General features: G+C 61.5%; 16 protein-coding genes. 11 read left to right on the top strand and 5 right to left on the bottom strand.

Annotated elements, in window-relative coordinates:
- Nucleotides 1–76: 76 nt before the first annotated feature.
- The 3 genes from FA04_RS23185 (at nt 77) to FA04_RS23175 (ending at nt 2,092) form a co-directional block, all read left to right on the top strand.
- Nucleotides 77–673, top strand: a complete 597-nt coding sequence (locus tag FA04_RS23185; RefSeq protein ID WP_034802015.1) for a DJ-1/PfpI family protein — start codon at nt 77–79, stop codon at nt 671–673.
- A 24-nt stretch (nt 674–697) separates the two neighbouring features.
- Complete coding sequence (locus FA04_RS23180; protein WP_034802012.1) at nt 698–1,048, top strand: ribbon-helix-helix domain-containing protein; 351 nt, start codon at nt 698–700, stop codon at nt 1,046–1,048.
- 159 nt (nt 1,049–1,207) lie between these two features.
- On the top strand, nt 1,208–2,092 hold the full coding sequence (locus FA04_RS23175; RefSeq protein WP_034802010.1) for a DMT family transporter: 885 nt from the start codon (nt 1,208–1,210) through the stop codon (nt 2,090–2,092).
- A gap of 179 nt (nt 2,093–2,271) precedes the next feature.
- Here the strand turns inward: FA04_RS23175 and FA04_RS23170 are convergent, their stop codons facing one another.
- Nucleotides 2,272–2,730 (bottom strand): Rrf2 family transcriptional regulator, encoded by a 459-nt coding sequence (locus FA04_RS23170; protein WP_051659609.1) that lies wholly within the window; start codon nt 2,728–2,730, stop codon nt 2,272–2,274.
- A gap of 101 nt (nt 2,731–2,831) precedes the next feature.
- Between FA04_RS23170 and FA04_RS23165 the strand changes: the two genes are divergently transcribed.
- From FA04_RS23165 to ppk2, 5 genes are all read left to right on the top strand, one after another.
- Nucleotides 2,832–3,797, top strand: coding sequence for an alpha/beta fold hydrolase (locus FA04_RS23165; protein WP_034802007.1), 966 nt, complete (start codon nt 2,832–2,834; stop codon nt 3,795–3,797).
- A gap of 168 nt (nt 3,798–3,965) precedes the next feature.
- Nucleotides 3,966–4,289, top strand: coding sequence for a hypothetical protein (locus tag FA04_RS23160; protein ID WP_234798805.1), 324 nt, complete (start codon nt 3,966–3,968; stop codon nt 4,287–4,289).
- A 189-nt stretch (nt 4,290–4,478) separates the two neighbouring features.
- Nucleotides 4,479–4,949: a BA14K family protein gene (locus tag FA04_RS23155; RefSeq protein WP_034802004.1), complete on the top strand. Its 471-nt coding sequence runs from the start codon at nt 4,479–4,481 to the stop codon at nt 4,947–4,949.
- Nucleotides 4,950–5,193: 244 nt separating this feature from the next.
- Entirely contained in the window at nt 5,194–6,957 is a 1,764-nt protein-coding gene (locus FA04_RS23150; protein ID WP_051659606.1) for a SulP family inorganic anion transporter, read from the top strand.
- Nucleotides 6,944–7,798, top strand: a complete 855-nt coding sequence (ppk2, locus tag FA04_RS23145; RefSeq protein ID WP_034802000.1) for a polyphosphate kinase 2 — start codon at nt 6,944–6,946, stop codon at nt 7,796–7,798. Before FA04_RS23150 ends, ppk2 begins: the two co-directional genes overlap by 14 nt.
- A gap of 96 nt (nt 7,799–7,894) precedes the next feature.
- Here ppk2 and FA04_RS23140 read toward each other — a convergent pair whose 3' ends face one another.
- The 4 genes from FA04_RS23140 to FA04_RS23125 form a co-directional block, all read right to left on the bottom strand.
- Complete coding sequence (locus tag FA04_RS23140) at nt 7,895–8,356, bottom strand: hypothetical protein (RefSeq protein WP_034802042.1); 462 nt, start codon at nt 8,354–8,356, stop codon at nt 7,895–7,897.
- Nucleotides 8,357–8,722: 366 nt separating this feature from the next.
- A complete protein-coding gene (locus FA04_RS23135; RefSeq protein WP_051659605.1) occupies nt 8,723–10,606 on the bottom strand; it encodes a patatin-like phospholipase family protein in 1,884 nt (627 codons plus the stop codon).
- 274 nt (nt 10,607–10,880) lie between these two features.
- The gene (locus tag FA04_RS23130; protein WP_034801997.1) at nt 10,881–11,417 is read right to left on the bottom strand and encodes an MgtC/SapB family protein; all 537 of its coding nucleotides are present in this window, start codon (nt 11,415–11,417) and stop codon (nt 10,881–10,883) included.
- 116 nt (nt 11,418–11,533) lie between these two features.
- A complete protein-coding gene (locus FA04_RS23125) occupies nt 11,534–11,980 on the bottom strand; it encodes a pseudoazurin (RefSeq protein ID WP_082005895.1) in 447 nt (148 codons plus the stop codon).
- Nucleotides 11,981–12,130: 150 nt separating this feature from the next.
- On the opposite strand from FA04_RS23125, the gene FA04_RS23120 reads away from it, so the two are divergent.
- The 3 genes from FA04_RS23120 to FA04_RS23110 all read left to right on the top strand — a co-directional run bounded on the left by FA04_RS23120 (nt 12,131) and on the right by FA04_RS23110 (nt 14,165).
- Nucleotides 12,131–12,787 carry a MarR family winged helix-turn-helix transcriptional regulator gene (locus FA04_RS23120; protein WP_051659604.1) on the top strand — a complete coding sequence of 219 codons (657 nt, stop codon included), beginning with the start codon at nt 12,131–12,133 and terminating at the stop codon, nt 12,785–12,787.
- Nucleotides 12,788–12,999: 212 nt separating this feature from the next.
- Nucleotides 13,000–13,548, top strand: coding sequence for a carboxymuconolactone decarboxylase family protein (locus tag FA04_RS23115; protein WP_034801991.1), 549 nt, complete (start codon nt 13,000–13,002; stop codon nt 13,546–13,548).
- Between the two features lie 62 nt (nt 13,549–13,610).
- Nucleotides 13,611–14,165 carry a peroxiredoxin family protein gene (locus FA04_RS23110; protein ID WP_156553051.1) on the top strand — a complete coding sequence of 185 codons (555 nt, stop codon included), beginning with the start codon at nt 13,611–13,613 and terminating at the stop codon, nt 14,163–14,165.
- Nucleotides 14,166–14,175 lie beyond the last annotated feature (10 nt).

Here is a 14,175-nt window from a genome sequence, read left to right as displayed (position 1 = left end):
TTTGTAGTATTCCGCTAGTACCCGTTGCCTCAGCCGGATTGCTAAACTCCGCCCATTGGTTTTTGGGAGGAAACAAATGGCAAACTCGAAAATTCTGATGATCACCGGTGATTTCACCGAAGACTATGAAACGATGGTTCCGTTTCAGACCTTGCTCGCCTGCGGCCACACGGTGCATGCCGTCTGCCCCGGCAAGAATGCCGGCGAGACGGTTGCGACCGCGATCCATGATTTCGAAGGCGACCAGACCTATTCCGAAAAGCGCGGCCATAATTTTGCGCTCAACGCCACCTTCTCCGCCATCCGCGCTGAAGATTACGACGCGCTGGTCATACCCGGCGGTCGCGCGCCCGAATATCTGCGTCTCAACCCGGATGTCATCAAGGCTGTCCAGCATTTCTTCGCGGCGGGAAAACCGGTGGCGGCCATCTGCCACGGCGCACAATTGCTGGCGGCGGCCGGCGTGTTGAAGGGCCGCACCTGTTCGGCCTACCCGGCGTGCCGTCCGGAGGTCGAACTTGCTGGCGGCATTTATGCGGATATTGCGATCAGCGACGCGGTCGCCGACGGCAACCTCGTTACCGCGCCGGCGTGGCCCGCCCATCCGTCGTGGCTGCGCCAGTTCATGGCTGTGCTCGACGCCTCGGCCCTGTTACAAACAGACGCCGCCTGAGAAGGCGGCCACGGGAGGGGCGAGATGTGCGAGTTGTTCATAAAGGCGGATGCGCGGCTCTGGGAGAGCACCACCCGGTCGCTGCGCATCGATGGCATGGTGACGAGCGTCCGGCTGGAGAACTTCTTCTGGTCGAAGCTTGAGGAGATCGCGCGGCGCGATCGTATGAACGTCACGCAGCTGATCACCAAGCTGCACCACGAGTCCATCGATGCCGGGCATGATCTCGGGAACTTCACATCATTCCTGAGGGTCTGCTGCGCGCGCTATCTCGACCTGCAGCTGTCAGGCGACATTCCGACGGATGTCAACCAACCGATCGCCGGTCTGAACGCTCCGGCGATCCTCACGCGCAAGCAGGAAAAATATCATTGAGCTGCGGCAGGCTGCCCCCTTCGCGGGGGCAGTCCCGGCTCGACGCGCCCCTCGCCTGCTGCCGCGGATCCAGGATCATCAAACCGAATTCGTTTGGTTCAAGCCCCGGCGACAAGACTATGCTATTCAGGGGGCCAGCGATTCTGAGTTTGTAGTGCAATGAGCCCCAAGACCCGCGGTTATCTGTTTGCCTTCCTTGCCATTTGCATCTTTGCTGGCCAGGACGCCATCACCAAGTATCTTGGCGACCGCTACCCCGCTTTGTTCATCACGATGATCCGATTCTGGGCGTTTGCGCTCTTCGTGTTCGCTTTCGCCGCCTCGTCATCGGGTGGACTTCGCAAGACCGCTCACACGCGCCATCCCTGGCTGCAGGTCGTGCGAGGCCTGCTGCTCGTCGCCGAAATCGTCGTCATCGTCATTTCCTACGTTCACGCCGGGCTCGCCATGAGCCAGTCGATCTTTCAGGCGACACCACTGATCATCACCATCCTCTCGATCCCTCTTCTCGGGGAGACCGTGGGATGGCGGCGCGGTGCGGCCATTCTGATCGGTCTGATCGGCGTTCTGGTGATCATCAATCCCGTCAACGTGCACTTCGACATGTCGCTGCTTCTGCCGCTCGCAGCCTCTGTGCTTTTCGCGCTTTACAGCATTGCCACCCGCGCCGTCAGTCGCGAGGATTCGGCCGTCACGAGCCTCTTTTATGCCGGTGTTGTCGGCGCCGTGGCGATCTCGCTGGTTGGCCCGTTCTACTGGACAGAGGTGGTGCCGTCCGATTGGTTTGCCCTTGCCGCGCTTTGCGTCTGTGGCACCCTCAGTCACTTTTTCCTCATCAAAGCCTACGGACTGCTGCCGGCAGCCGAAGTCCAGCCGGTTACCTATTTCCAGCTGGTCCTCAACGTGATCTTCGCCGTCATGCTCTTCGGCGAGACGATCACTCACAACATGATCGTCGGCGCGCTCATCGTCGTCGGCGCCGGTCTCTTCACGATCTGGCGCGAGCATCAGCTGGCGAGACGGTCGTCGGTATCGCGCGCCTAGTCCTGCTCGCTGACGGGCCGCTCAGGCGCCGCCAGCGTCTTTCGAAGGCCGAGATCAAGCCGCTTGTCCTGCCGGACGATCATGCAGAGCCGCCGGCTCAGTTTTTGGCGAAAGGGCCTGACCACAAGCTCGCTCGATGCTGCCGCTTCGCCTGTTCATCGCCCACATGCATGGCGCCTTCAGGCTTGATGATCCAGGTGCGTTGCCCGCTGAGACCCCGCAGCATCCTTCATCGCACGCTCCGCAATCGTTGAAAGCCTGAGTTCGGCAAACTCCTGCAGCAGGGTCCGCTCCGCTTTTTCGAAGGCGTCCACCAGCGCCGCATTCGCTGCGCGCTCCACCGGGCAGGTCGGATGGTCCTCGGACACGCCTGCCGCCAGAACCTGCCCATCGTCCAGCGCCCGCTGCACATCGAGCACCGTCAACTCCCCAAGCGGCCGCAGAAGCGCCCAGCCCCCTCCCCGGCCGCCTTCGGAACCGACGACACCCTTGCGCTTCAACGCCCCCATCGTCCGGCGAACGACCACCGGGTTGGTGTTCAGCATCTTGGCGATGGTCTCTGACGTCTCCCGTCCCCCGAGCAGTGCCATGTGTATGAGCACATGGATCATCCGCGCCAACCGGCTGTCTTGCTTCATTCGACACCCCATAGCGTAACACTATAAGTTACGCACTCTTGACGCCACCTGTTTCCGTAACTTATACAAGTACGGTATCAGGGTGTCGAGAAGGAACCAAGATGCAGGCCCAGACAATCCAGACCCGAACCATCCGCATGGGCTTTATCGAACGGGGAAACGGCCCGGCCGTTCTGCTCTGCCATGGCTTCCCGGAGACCTCCCATGCCTGGCGGCACCAGGTAGCGGCACTTGCGGAGGCGGGCTTTCGCGCGATCGCGCCTGACATGCGCGGCTACGGCCTCTCGGAATGTCCTCCATCGGTCGACGAATACAGCGTGTTTCACATCGTCGGCGACATGATTGCTCTGCTGGATGCCCTCGACCTATCAACGGCCATCCTCGTCGGTAACGACTGGGGCGCGACCGTTGCCTGGCAGGCGGCACATATGCGGCCCGACCGTTTCTGCGGCGTCGTCGCCATGAGCGTGCCGATGATGGGCCAGCCGCCCGTTCCGCCGACCCGGATCTTCCCGCGGACCGACGAGGCAGAATTGTACACGCTCTATTTCCAGGAGCCTGATGTCGCCGAGGCGGAGCTAGAGCGTGACATCGGCCAGACGCTGCGAAAGATCCTCTTTGCGGCTTCCGGCGACGCGGGCGCGCGACAGGCCGGAGACCAGACACCCAATCCGTTCGGCATGGTATCGCGCCGGCATGGACTGCTTGCGCCGCTGCCCGACAGCATGCCCGACTGGCTCACTGCTGCAGACCTCGACACCTACATCAGCGCCTTTGCCACGACCGGTTTTCGCGGAGGGTTGAACTACTATCGAAACCTCGATCGCAATTGGCAGCTGCAGGCCGCTTTCGCCGGCGTAAAGGTCGAAATTCCTGCCCTGTTCATGGTCGGCGAGCGCGACACGGGCCTCACCATCCCCGGGATGCGCGAAATTGTCGATGCAATGCCGCCCCTCGTCCCGCAGCTCAAGGAAAGCATCATCGTGCACGGCAGCGGCCATTGGCTGCCGCAGGAGCGCCCCGATGTCGTGAACGAGGTTCTCATCCGGTTTGCCCGGAATGTTTGAAAGCCACGTGATCGACGAGCGAAGGACACCCCCTATCCCCCGAGACCAAAAAATGCATGATCGCACACGCAAAACGTGTTGATCCAAGGGGTGCATCTCGATGAAACGGGTGCGGCCCGGGCCCTCATGAGACTTAAATCCAAACTTAAAGTATTCTCAGGATTCCTCATGAAAACCTTTCGATATCTCTTTTTGCCCGTAATCGTTGTCGCCTTGTCGGCTTGCACCACAACCTCCGACGATTCCCGGCAGCAGGCGCTATCGATCACGGCGCGCAGCGGGGTGAAGACGCTCGTCGCCAAGAACTGGCATATCGACGATAACTGCAGCCAGATCGACTATCCGGCGATGACGATTGCGGAGAAGCCCAAGCATGGCCACCTGGAGATTGTCCACGAGGCGGTCTATCCGAAACTGGTGGGCAAGCAGTCAAAATGCGCGACAACCAAGGTGAATGGCGTCGTCGCCTACTATACGCCGAACCCCGGCTAAACCGGCCGCGACCGGCTTGTCATTCGCTCCCCCTATGAAGACGGAAAGATCGAAGAAGGCGTATTGAGCGTGACTGTCGTCAAATAGACAGCCGCTTGGTCGGGCGGCGGAAGCACCCTGGAAAACGAAGTGCCATCGAACCGGTTCCGCGCTATAATCGGGTGCGGGGTGGAAAGAAGGTGAAGCCAAATGAAGAGGCTAGCAATCTTTGCCTTGTCACTGGCGGCGGTGGCTACGAGTGTTCCGCCGGCCATGGCATTTCCTCCAGCCGTTACGGCGGAGATCGAGGCATCTCAAGTCCAACCGGTTCAGTACAGGCACCACGGCGGCGGCTATCACGGCGGCTACAACCACGGGCATCACCACGGCGGTGGCGATGACTGGGCATGGGCGCTCGGCGGATTGGCAACCGGCGCGATCATCGGCGGGCTGCTCGCGCAGCCTCGCTACTATGGCCCGGGCTATTATGACGAAGGCTATTACGGCCCGACCTATTCCGCCCCGCGCTACTATGCGCCGCGCTACTATCGCCAAACCTATTACGGAGGCAGCGCCCACACCCGCTGGTGCTACGCTCGTTACCGGTCCTACAGGGCCTATGACGACACGTTCCAGCCGTATTACGGTCCGCGGCAGGCGTGTGTCTCCCCCTACTACTGAAGCGTTAAAGCTCAGCTGACACGGGCTTCATAACTTCGTGCAGATCCCTCGGTCCGGCACTTGCCGGATCGACGCGGCAGGCCACCTCTAATTGTCTGCAACTTTTATTCTTTTTGTCGAAGCCGATGAAAGGAAAGTTTTGCAACCCTAATGTACGCAATGGTAGAGTGCAGTGTTTGCGCTACCCGCGCAGCCTGATTTGTAGCGTTTAGAGCACTTTAAGAGGCCCCCGGGGACCGTCAGCATGCTGAACCTGCCTCGCCTGCCGCTTCTGGACAACCTTAAGGGGTATCAGGGAAGTTGGTTGCGCAGCGACATTTCCGCAGGCGTCGCCATTGCCGCGGTCGGATTGCCGAGCGCCATCGCCTATCCCGCCATCGCCGGGCTGCCGCCCGAGACGGGCCTTTATGCGAGCATCACGCCGCTTGTCGCCTACGCCCTTTTCGGTCCGTCGCGGCAACTGATCGTCGGACCGGATGCGGCGACGATGACGGTGCTGGCGGCCGTGCTGACGACGGTCTTCGCCTCCTCTGCCGGTAGCGCTGACCGCGTAACGGCGGCGGCCCTGCTGGCCCTCATCGTCGGCATGCTCTGCCTGATTGCACGCCTCGTCCGTCTCGGCGTGCTCGCGACCTTTCTGTCGCGCCCGATCCTCACAGGCTTCTTTGCTGGAATTTCCCTCTCGATTCTGGTTGGACAGATCAAGCGCGTCACCGGCGTCCAGATCGAGTCGGACGGGCTGATCAGCCCTATTCTCGAACTTCTGAGGCAGGCCGGCTCCATCCACTGGCCCACTCTGGTGTTTGCCTTGGCGTGTTTTGCGCTGCTGCAGGTCGCCCGCTTCTATCGCTCACCCGTTCCAGGTCCTGTTATCGTCGTCTTCGTCGCGGTGTTGTTGTCATATCTCTTCGACTTCGAAGGGCGCGGCATGACGGTCGTCGGCAACATTCCCGACGGCTTGCCGACCTTCGTCCTGCCTCGTCTCGAGGGTCTGCCGATCGATGGATTGCTGACCGGCGGCGCGGCAATCTTCCTCGTCAGTTTCGGTTCCGGCGTCATCGCCGCGCGCAGCTTTGCGGCGCTCGGCGGCTACCGCGTCGATCCGAACCGTGAACTGAGCGGCTTCGGCGCCGCCAACATTGCGGCAGGACTGTTCGGGACGTTTCCGGTGACCGCCTCGGATTCACGCACGGCCGTGAACTTTGCCGTGGGTGGGCGTTCGCAGATCGCGAGCCTCGTTGCGGCAGGGACCCTGATGGTGGTGCTGCTCTTTCTTGGTGACGTCCTTCGCATTCTGCCGGTCGCCGCGCTCGGGGCGATCCTTGCGGCAACGGCGCTCAGCCTGATCGACATCGACGGCCTCAGACGGATCTGGACCGTCAACCGCATCGAGTTCATTTTCGCGCTGATTGCCCTTTGGGGACCGATCGGCCTCGGCGTGCTGAACGGCGTGGTCATCGCCATCGCTGCAACACTGGTCTACCTCATCTTGCAGACCATGTATCCGCACGACGCCATGCTGGGCCGCATCCCCGGGCGCGACGGCTTCTACAAGCTGCATCGCGTGACCGAGGCACGCCCGGTTCCAGGCTTCGGTGCCTGCATGGTTCAAGATAGTCTGCTTTTCTATAACGCCGATTACGTCCGCGAGCGCCTCGAGGTGATCGCCGAGAGCCTGCCGAAACCTACCCGCTGGCTGGTGATCGATGCGAGCGCCATCCCGCAAATCGACAGCACCGCCGCGGACATGCTTGGAGAGTTGCAGAGCGACCTGAAGAACCGCGGCGTCACGCTCGGCCTGGCCGAATTGCATACCGATGCGCGCGCCCTGCTCGAGCGCTCCGGAGTCGTCGAGAAGATCGGCCCGGGCATGATCTTCGAGGGAATGGAAGATGCGCTCGACGCTTACGAGACCAAGTACGGGCGGAACGACGGTCAGCCGACCGGTTCTGTCGAGATCAAGCCAGATGACCATGTCCGAACGGGAGGGAAAAATGGGCAAGCATGACGGCAAGAAGAAAAAGGGCAAAGACAAGAGCGAAGGCGAAATAGCCGATGACGCGACGACTTCGGACGACTCGTCATCCGAGGGCTATGCCAAGGAGCTCGCCCGGCTGCAGCAGGAAACCGCCCATCTGCAGGCCTGGGTGAAGAAAACAGGCGCGCGCATCGTCATCGTCTTCGAAGGCCGCGATGCGGCCGGCAAGGGCGGTGTGATCAAGCGGCTGACCGAGCGTGTCAGCCCACGCGTCTTCCGCGTGACCGCGCTGCCGGCGCCGACCGACCGCGAGAAGTCGCAGATCTACATGCAGCGCTATATCCAGCACCTGCCCGCCGCCGGCGAGATCGTGATCTTCGATCGCTCCTGGTACAACCGCCCCGGCGTCGAGCGCGTTATGGGTTTCTGCTCGGATGACAGTGCCCGACGCTTTCTCGAGCTCGCGCCGCGTTTCGAAGCGGCCATGGTCGAAAGCGGCATCATCCTGCTCAAATACTTCCTCGACGTCAGCGAGAAGGAGCAGGAAAAGCGCTTCCGGCAGCGCATTGCCGATCCGCTGCGCCAGTGGAAGCTCAGTCCGATGGACGTCGAATCCTATCGCCGCTGGTGGGATTATACCCGCGCCTACAACGAGATGATCCGTATGACGGACACCGATTTCGCGCCCTGGTGGATCGTACCGTCGGATGACAAGAAGCGTGCCCGCATCAACTGCATCTCGCACATTCTCTCGTCGATCCCATACGAGCGCGTGAAATTCTCGGAGCCCGATCTCGGCAAGCGCCAGAAACGACCGGATGACTTTGCTGCGGACGACCACGTGCGTAGAAACGTGCCCGACGTTTTATAAGACTGAAAAGCCCGCACCAAAGGTGCGGGCTTTGAACGCTTTCGATCGGGACGGGCCGCAGCGCGACAACGCGATGCGACGCCGGGACGGTCGTACTCAGGCTTTTTCGGGAGCCCAGTTCAAGAAGAACCCGACGTCACCGGGCACGCCACCCGGGAAGTTGATGATCATCGCCTTCAACTTGTAGCCACTTGGCTTGCCGAAGGCCTGATAGCGGTCAAAGAACTCTTTTGCTTTTCCCTGCAGCGTGTTTGGCCAATCCCGGTCGCCGCTGTTGATCGCGCGGCCGCTGTCGGTGCAAAGCTCGGACGGGAAGCTGTAGACCATCGCTTCGAACTTGCCGGCCTTCACGGCGTTCGCGACCAGCCGGCGAACGATGGCGATTTCCTCTTCCGTTACATGCTTCTTGAGAAAATCCGCGGCAAAGTCGGCGAGCTTTTGCTCTTCGATGGATTTTAGTCGCCGCTCCTTGTCCATCTCGTCCATTTCACGCTGGAGCATCTGCATTCTGAGGTCCTGTGCACTTGGAGGTGCGCCGGCATTCTTGTTGTCAGACATCACGTCGATCCACTTCAAGCAAATGGGCGCTCTGTGACGAAGCGATACACGGTTTCCGTGCATCACATGACCAGGGACGTCCCGCAGTTACATCCAAGGAAACCCAAATGGCAGTGCAATTCGGGGACGAAACATTTTCGAATGTGAGCCGCTATATCTCCGATGGCCCTCTATTCATTGGTCTTTTCACTGCAAAACGAAAGAACCGCGACTGGCTCTCCCGATGCAAGGCTATCCTAAAATACCACAACCGCAAGAGGACAGTGACAACTTAACAGGGGCGGCAAGATCAGTCGAAAATCCATGCGCATGCAAAGCACTCGCGGGCCTTACATAACGATCAGGCCACGGATGCCGGGGCGCATCCTAGAGCGCGGAATGCGCCTGCGCGCTGCCATGTGTTTCCGGCGAGCCATAGCGGGCCGGCAGGCCGCAAATGGCCTCCATCCTCGGGTCGTTCTCGCCAATACGCTCATCAATCCATGATTTCGCCCAATGATAGGCTTCGGCGAACAGTTCGGAGTGCCGGCTCCAATCCATAAAGCTGATCGCGGCTGAAACCGGCGGGGAAATCAGGATGTCCTTTTCCCCGAGAGCGATCTCCTGCGGCCGGTGCGCCAGCATGCTTGCGGCAATGACCTGGATCAGGTTGGGGATTTTCGGCAAGCCCGAGCGGCCGAAGGGGTTGAGCAACCGAACGGTCAGTTCGGACGCGCCGGGAATACTGTCATAGTCGATGTGTTGTTTTCCCGGACCGCCCCCACCCAGGCTCACGACGACGTTCGGCCCTGTCTTCAGTTCCTTCATCTGTTCCAGTGGCAGATTGTTCATGATCGCCCCGTCGACCAGCATGTCACCGTCGGCCGTGAAGAAGGGCGGCAGTATGCCGGGGATCGAGCCCGACGCCCTGACGGCCTGCCACAGTTTTCCGCGGCGATGGACATGCGCTTGCCCTGTGCTGAGATTGGTCGACAGCGCGAAAAATGGCAGCCAGAGGTCTTCGATAAGAACGTCGCCATATTCCGCCTGCAGGGTGCGGTCGAGCACCTTGTGATCCAGCAGCGCATATTGCGGCACGGTCAGGCGACGGAACGCGCGGCTGCGGACGAAGATCTCGTGCGTCCCACGATTGATCTCGTCGGCGTTCATGCCGCGGGCGAAGCCCGCCATCATCGCCGCTCCCGAACTGGTGCCTCCCAGATAGTCGAAGGAGGCGCCGGCCTCGATAAAAGCCTTGTGGACGCCAAGATGCGCGCATCCGAGCGAGCCCCCGCCGGCTGCGACAAAGCCCCTCGCCTGGCCGGCAATGAAGCGGACCAAACGCTCGACATCCTCAATGTCTTCGAGCGCCACGTGATGATGCTGCCGGAGTCCGGGGCGCTCGTTCAGCCAGCCGCTGGTGCCGACGACCGTTGCGGCGCGCTTGTCATGCACCAGAACGAGCCGCACGCTCGATGGCGAGTGCACTGACAGCGCCAGTTGCTCTGACGGGTTGAGTTTTGCAGAGCCGGACGGCTCGCCGACCAACAGGACACCATCGGCCTGGCGGATGCAGACACGCGTCCAGTCGCTTGGTTCGTCGTCGGTGATGTAGACGATGCCTCCGGTCTTGGCTTCCAATTGGTTGAGCCAGTCCAGCACCGGCTGATCATCGATCGGAACGCCGGGAAAGCGCTCTTCGATGTCGGCCCTCGCCAGGAAAGCCGTGCGCGTGGATCCGGAAAAAGCCTTGCGCAGTAGGTCGATGAAGCGGGGAGAAACCCGGCTGCTTCCGGCAGCAACAATTGCGAGCGTCCTTATCCGGCAGGCGCCCTTGGCATGCGGCGAAGCCGGTGCCTGCTTGGCAAACCGTCGCGCCAGAAACGTGGTGACCGATTGGCGCAGGCTCGGCAGGGCACTCGCCGCCTTTTCGAACTGGTGGTCACAGATCGAAAGAACAATGGAATCGCGAGCAGCAACGACCGTAGCCATGCGCGGCAGCCCGGCGAAGAAACCGACCTCGCCAACGAGTTCGCCCTGCCCTATCTCGGCAATAGGGTCGGAGACGTCATCCCGGTGGACGGTAAAGCGGCCGGACAGGACCACGAAAAACCGGTCCGACGGCTCGCCTTGGCGGACCAGGATCTCGCCGCGCCGCACGATGCCGCGATCGGAATTGGCGGCCAAGGCTTCCAACGCAGCCAATGACGTCTGGTCGAACATCAGGGTCTCCGACAACAGCTTGGCAGCAAGGGAACCGGTGGCGTCCATTGAACCTTCCTTGGAAACAGGCCGCTTACGAGCTTAGCCGTTTCGATCGGGATTGCCGAACACATTTCCTCGCCACGCCATATGGCGCAGGCGGCCTTCACCGGGTCATAAACAGATGGGCTCGCCCCTGAAGACACGATGGCGACGCCGGGTCGAGGGCGCCAGCGGGACACAACCTTTCTGTGCAGAATAGCATTGCGTTGCACCTAGCCTGAGACGGCAGGGTATTACCCTAAGACTCGAGACGGCGCTCAGGACTATCGCAAACCTATCGTTAGGCTTGCTTCTTGCCGCCCTCGTCGCTCGCCTTACCCTCCGGCTCCACGTCAGGCTTTTGGTGTCGCACGGCCTTGGCTTCGAAGTAGCCGATGATGGTGAGAACGGCGAAGGCGGAACCGACCGCCAGGCCGGCAACGATCCAATGGCCGAAGCCGACCGAAATGCCGATCGCGCCGGCAAGCCAGAGGCTGGCCCCGGTCGTCAGGCCCTGAACCTCGCCGCGAGACAAGACGATTGTGCCGGCTGCAAGAAAGGCGACACCGGCTGTGACCGCCTCCACCACGCGCAGAGGATCGATGCGGACGCGTTCGTCGAAGAAGCCGCCGAGGCGGACGCTTTCGATCGAGATGATGCCGAAGGTGCAGGCTGCGAGGCAGACGAGCATATGGGTCTTGAGGCCGGCTGGTCGTGCCTTGACCTCGCGCTCGAAGCCGATGACCGCGCCCATCAGCAGCGCTCCAAGAATGCGCGCAAAAATGACCGGATAGGGAATTTGCGATGGCGGGAACAATTCGGCAGTGATCTGATCCATGCGGAACCAACGCGAATGCTTCGCATTGGTTCCGCATGATGGCGCCCGCGCCTCACCCAGTGCGCAGACGCCAGGAGCGGCCTGTCCCCACCCCGCTCCGAAGCGCTAGAAGTCGCTTAGTTACCGAGCGCCGCGAGGGCTGCGTCCAGGCGTTCCTGAGCCTTCTTCGGGTTCTTCGCTCCCTTGACCGCTTCCAGGTTGGCCGGCGCATCGCCGACCTGAACGACGCCGACCATGCCCATGCCGTAGTGCGGCGTGCACTTTACGCCGTAGACGCCCGGCGCCGTGAAAGTCACCTTGTAGTTTTCATTGATCTTGCTTTTGAAGGCCTCGGCGCCATCGGGGATCATGCCCTTGATGGTTTCGACGTTATGTCCCTTGTCGGTCGGGATGAAGGTGACCGTGTCGCCAGGCGCAACCTTCAGCGACGCCGGCTCGAAAACCATCGCGCCGTCCTTGCCCTTGTTCAGCATGTGCACTTCGAAGTCCGCGGCGGCTGCCGGTGCGGCGACCAGCATTGCCGCGATCGCGATACCAAATCCGCTCTTGATTGCATTCAACATCGTCTTCTCCATTTGAGCGACCAGCCCGTGCTCGGGTTGTTCGAGAAGAGGATTAAGCCTAAGACGCCCCCTCCACTTTGATGCGCGTCAAATTCGCGCCGCTTTTTTGTCGGCATTGACAATACATAGGATTCCTATATTAATGACCACATGAGCAAGGAACCTGACACGACACCGCCCCTGATCGACCGTATCGGCGACGGCCTTTCCCGCGTAGCGACGGCCATGCGCACCGAGGCCTGGTCGAGTGCTGAAGCGATCGGCCTCAATCCGACGCAATTGCAGATCCTGACCTTCCTGGTTGCCGGTAGACGCAGCGGAATGCGGGTAAAACAGATCGCCGGTTATCTCGGCGTCAGCCAGCCGACGACGACGGACTCGGTCAACGCGCTCTTGCGCAAGGGGCTGGTCGAGAAGCGGCCGGATCCGAGCGACGCGCGCGCCCTTTCGGTTGCCACCACGCCGGCCGGCGAGGACGCAGTGCGACAGGCGGGGCGGCTCGCATCGGCCACGGAGGATGCCATCGCTTCGCTTTCGAGGCTGGAGCAGCAAGATCTGCTCATGCATCTCGTCAAGATCATCCGTAGTCTGCAGGCGGCTGGCGCCATCCCGGAACAGCGCATGTGCGTCAACTGTCGATACTTCCGGCCGCATGTCTATGACGACCCGAAGGCGCCGCATCACTGCGCGTTCGTCGATGCTGCGTTCGGACCGGCGGAACTGCGCGTCGATTGCGGCGAATACGAAACGGCAGAACCCGAAGCACAAAGGGCCGCCTGGCGTCTCTTCAATCGCGAGACGGTCTGATCATGCGAAACGATCCAGCCGCCGGCGCCAATGCCGGCGGTTCCGAAGGCGTCGCTAAGCCCCCCGGCGCCTCGCCACAAGCTTCACCATCGGAATTCGCGAGCGCTGTTTCCTGCGTCGCAAGCGGACAGACGATGATGTCGGCGCCGGTCCGACGACTGCCATCGGCGGACCGGCAATTTTCTCCCTCCAGCAAATAGAAAGAGAAAACCATGAGCAGAATTAATCTAGTCGACCCCGTTTCGGCAACTGGCGCCAGCGCCGAACTGCTTGGCGAAATCCGCTCCGCCTTCGGGGTAGCACCCAACATGTTCCGCGCCGTCGCCAATTCACCGGCGGCCCTTGCCAGCATGTGGGGCTCCTTCGGCGCGCTCGGCAAGGGACGCCTCGGCGCCAAGCTCGGCGAGCAGATCGCCGTTGCCGTCGCGGATCGCAACGATTGCCACTATTGCCTGGCGGCTCATACTGCCCTTGGCCGCAAGGCCGGCGCGACCGCCGAGGAGATGACGGCAGCGCAGCACGGCAAGTCCGCCGATCCGAAGACGGCGGCGGCCCTTACCTTTGCACAGAAGCTCGTCGAGGCGCGCGGACAGGTATCCGACGTGGATGTACGCACCTTGCGCGACGCCGGATTCGATGACGAGGACGTCGTCGAGATCATCGCGCATGTCGCGCTCAACCTTTTCACCAACTACATCAACGTCGCGCTTGCCGTTCCGGTCGACTTCCCCGGCGTGAAGCTCGTTCGCGAAGCCGCCTGATCCGCACATGTCGCAAAGGCCGGGCGACGAGCGTTCGCCCGGCCGTCTTGGAGATGAGGACAATGAACAGCAATCACAGGACCGCGGCTCCGGAACTGGCCGTTTCGACCTGGTTCAACACACAGGAACGTCCGAGCCTTGCGCGGCTTCGCGGCCGGGTCGTTTTCCTTCATGCGTTTCAGATGCTGTGCCCGGCCTGCGTTTCGCACGGACTGCCGCAGATGCAGCGCGTCCAGAGCATTTTTCGGGATACCGATCTTCAGGTCCTCGGCCTGCATTCGGTGTTCGAGCATCACGCGGTCATGACACCCGAGGCGCTGAAGGCTTTCATTCATGAGTATCGCCTGACCTTCCCGATCGCCGTCGACCAGCCTTCCGAGCAGGGACCGATACCGAAAACGATGGAGCGCTACGGCATGCGAGGCACGCCGACGGCAATCATCATCGGACGCGACGGTCATGTCGAACACCACCGCTTCGGCATCGAAGACGACATGGTCATCGGCGTGCGTCTTGCGACACTCCTTTCCGCCCCGATCCCCGATTTCAGCGGGGCCACCGCCACTTCAGCCGGGTGCACGAGCGAAGGATGCGTGCCCGACGCGCGTGCCGGATAGAACCTCTGAG

Source organism: Ensifer adhaerens, assembly GCF_000697965.2.
Classification (GTDB): Bacteria; Pseudomonadota; Alphaproteobacteria; order Rhizobiales; family Rhizobiaceae; genus Ensifer; species Ensifer adhaerens.
The sequence above is the reverse complement of the archived record's forward strand: the minus strand, read 5'-3'. Positions and strand labels throughout refer to the sequence as shown.

Excerpts from the sequence above, each read along its gene's own strand:
- FA04_RS23185 (WP_034802015.1), top strand. The coding sequence starts at position 77 with ATGGCAAACTCGAAAATTCTGATGATCACCGGTGATTTCACCGAAGAC.
- FA04_RS23180 (WP_034802012.1), top strand. The coding sequence starts at position 698 with ATGTGCGAGTTGTTCATAAAGGCGGATGCGCGGCTCTGGGAGAGCACC.
- FA04_RS23175 (WP_034802010.1), top strand. The coding sequence starts at position 1,208 with ATGAGCCCCAAGACCCGCGGTTATCTGTTTGCCTTCCTTGCCATTTGC.
- FA04_RS23170 (WP_051659609.1), bottom strand. The coding sequence starts at position 2,730 with ATGAAGCAAGACAGCCGGTTGGCGCGGATGATCCATGTGCTCATACAC.
- FA04_RS23165 (WP_034802007.1), top strand. The coding sequence starts at position 2,832 with ATGCAGGCCCAGACAATCCAGACCCGAACCATCCGCATGGGCTTTATC.
- FA04_RS23160 (WP_234798805.1), top strand. The coding sequence starts at position 3,966 with ATGAAAACCTTTCGATATCTCTTTTTGCCCGTAATCGTTGTCGCCTTG.
- FA04_RS23155 (WP_034802004.1), top strand. The coding sequence starts at position 4,479 with ATGAAGAGGCTAGCAATCTTTGCCTTGTCACTGGCGGCGGTGGCTACG.
- FA04_RS23150 (WP_051659606.1), top strand. The coding sequence starts at position 5,194 with ATGCTGAACCTGCCTCGCCTGCCGCTTCTGGACAACCTTAAGGGGTAT.
- ppk2 (WP_034802000.1), top strand. The coding sequence starts at position 6,944 with ATGGGCAAGCATGACGGCAAGAAGAAAAAGGGCAAAGACAAGAGCGAA.
- FA04_RS23140 (WP_034802042.1), bottom strand. The coding sequence starts at position 8,356 with ATGTCTGACAACAAGAATGCCGGCGCACCTCCAAGTGCACAGGACCTC.
- FA04_RS23135 (WP_051659605.1), bottom strand. The coding sequence starts at position 10,606 with ATGGACGCCACCGGTTCCCTTGCTGCCAAGCTGTTGTCGGAGACCCTG.
- FA04_RS23130 (WP_034801997.1), bottom strand. The coding sequence starts at position 11,417 with ATGGATCAGATCACTGCCGAATTGTTCCCGCCATCGCAAATTCCCTAT.
- FA04_RS23125 (WP_082005895.1), bottom strand. The coding sequence starts at position 11,980 with ATGTTGAATGCAATCAAGAGCGGATTTGGTATCGCGATCGCGGCAATG.
- FA04_RS23120 (WP_051659604.1), top strand. The coding sequence starts at position 12,131 with ATGAGCAAGGAACCTGACACGACACCGCCCCTGATCGACCGTATCGGC.
- FA04_RS23115 (WP_034801991.1), top strand. The coding sequence starts at position 13,000 with ATGAGCAGAATTAATCTAGTCGACCCCGTTTCGGCAACTGGCGCCAGC.
- FA04_RS23110 (WP_156553051.1), top strand. The coding sequence starts at position 13,611 with ATGAACAGCAATCACAGGACCGCGGCTCCGGAACTGGCCGTTTCGACC.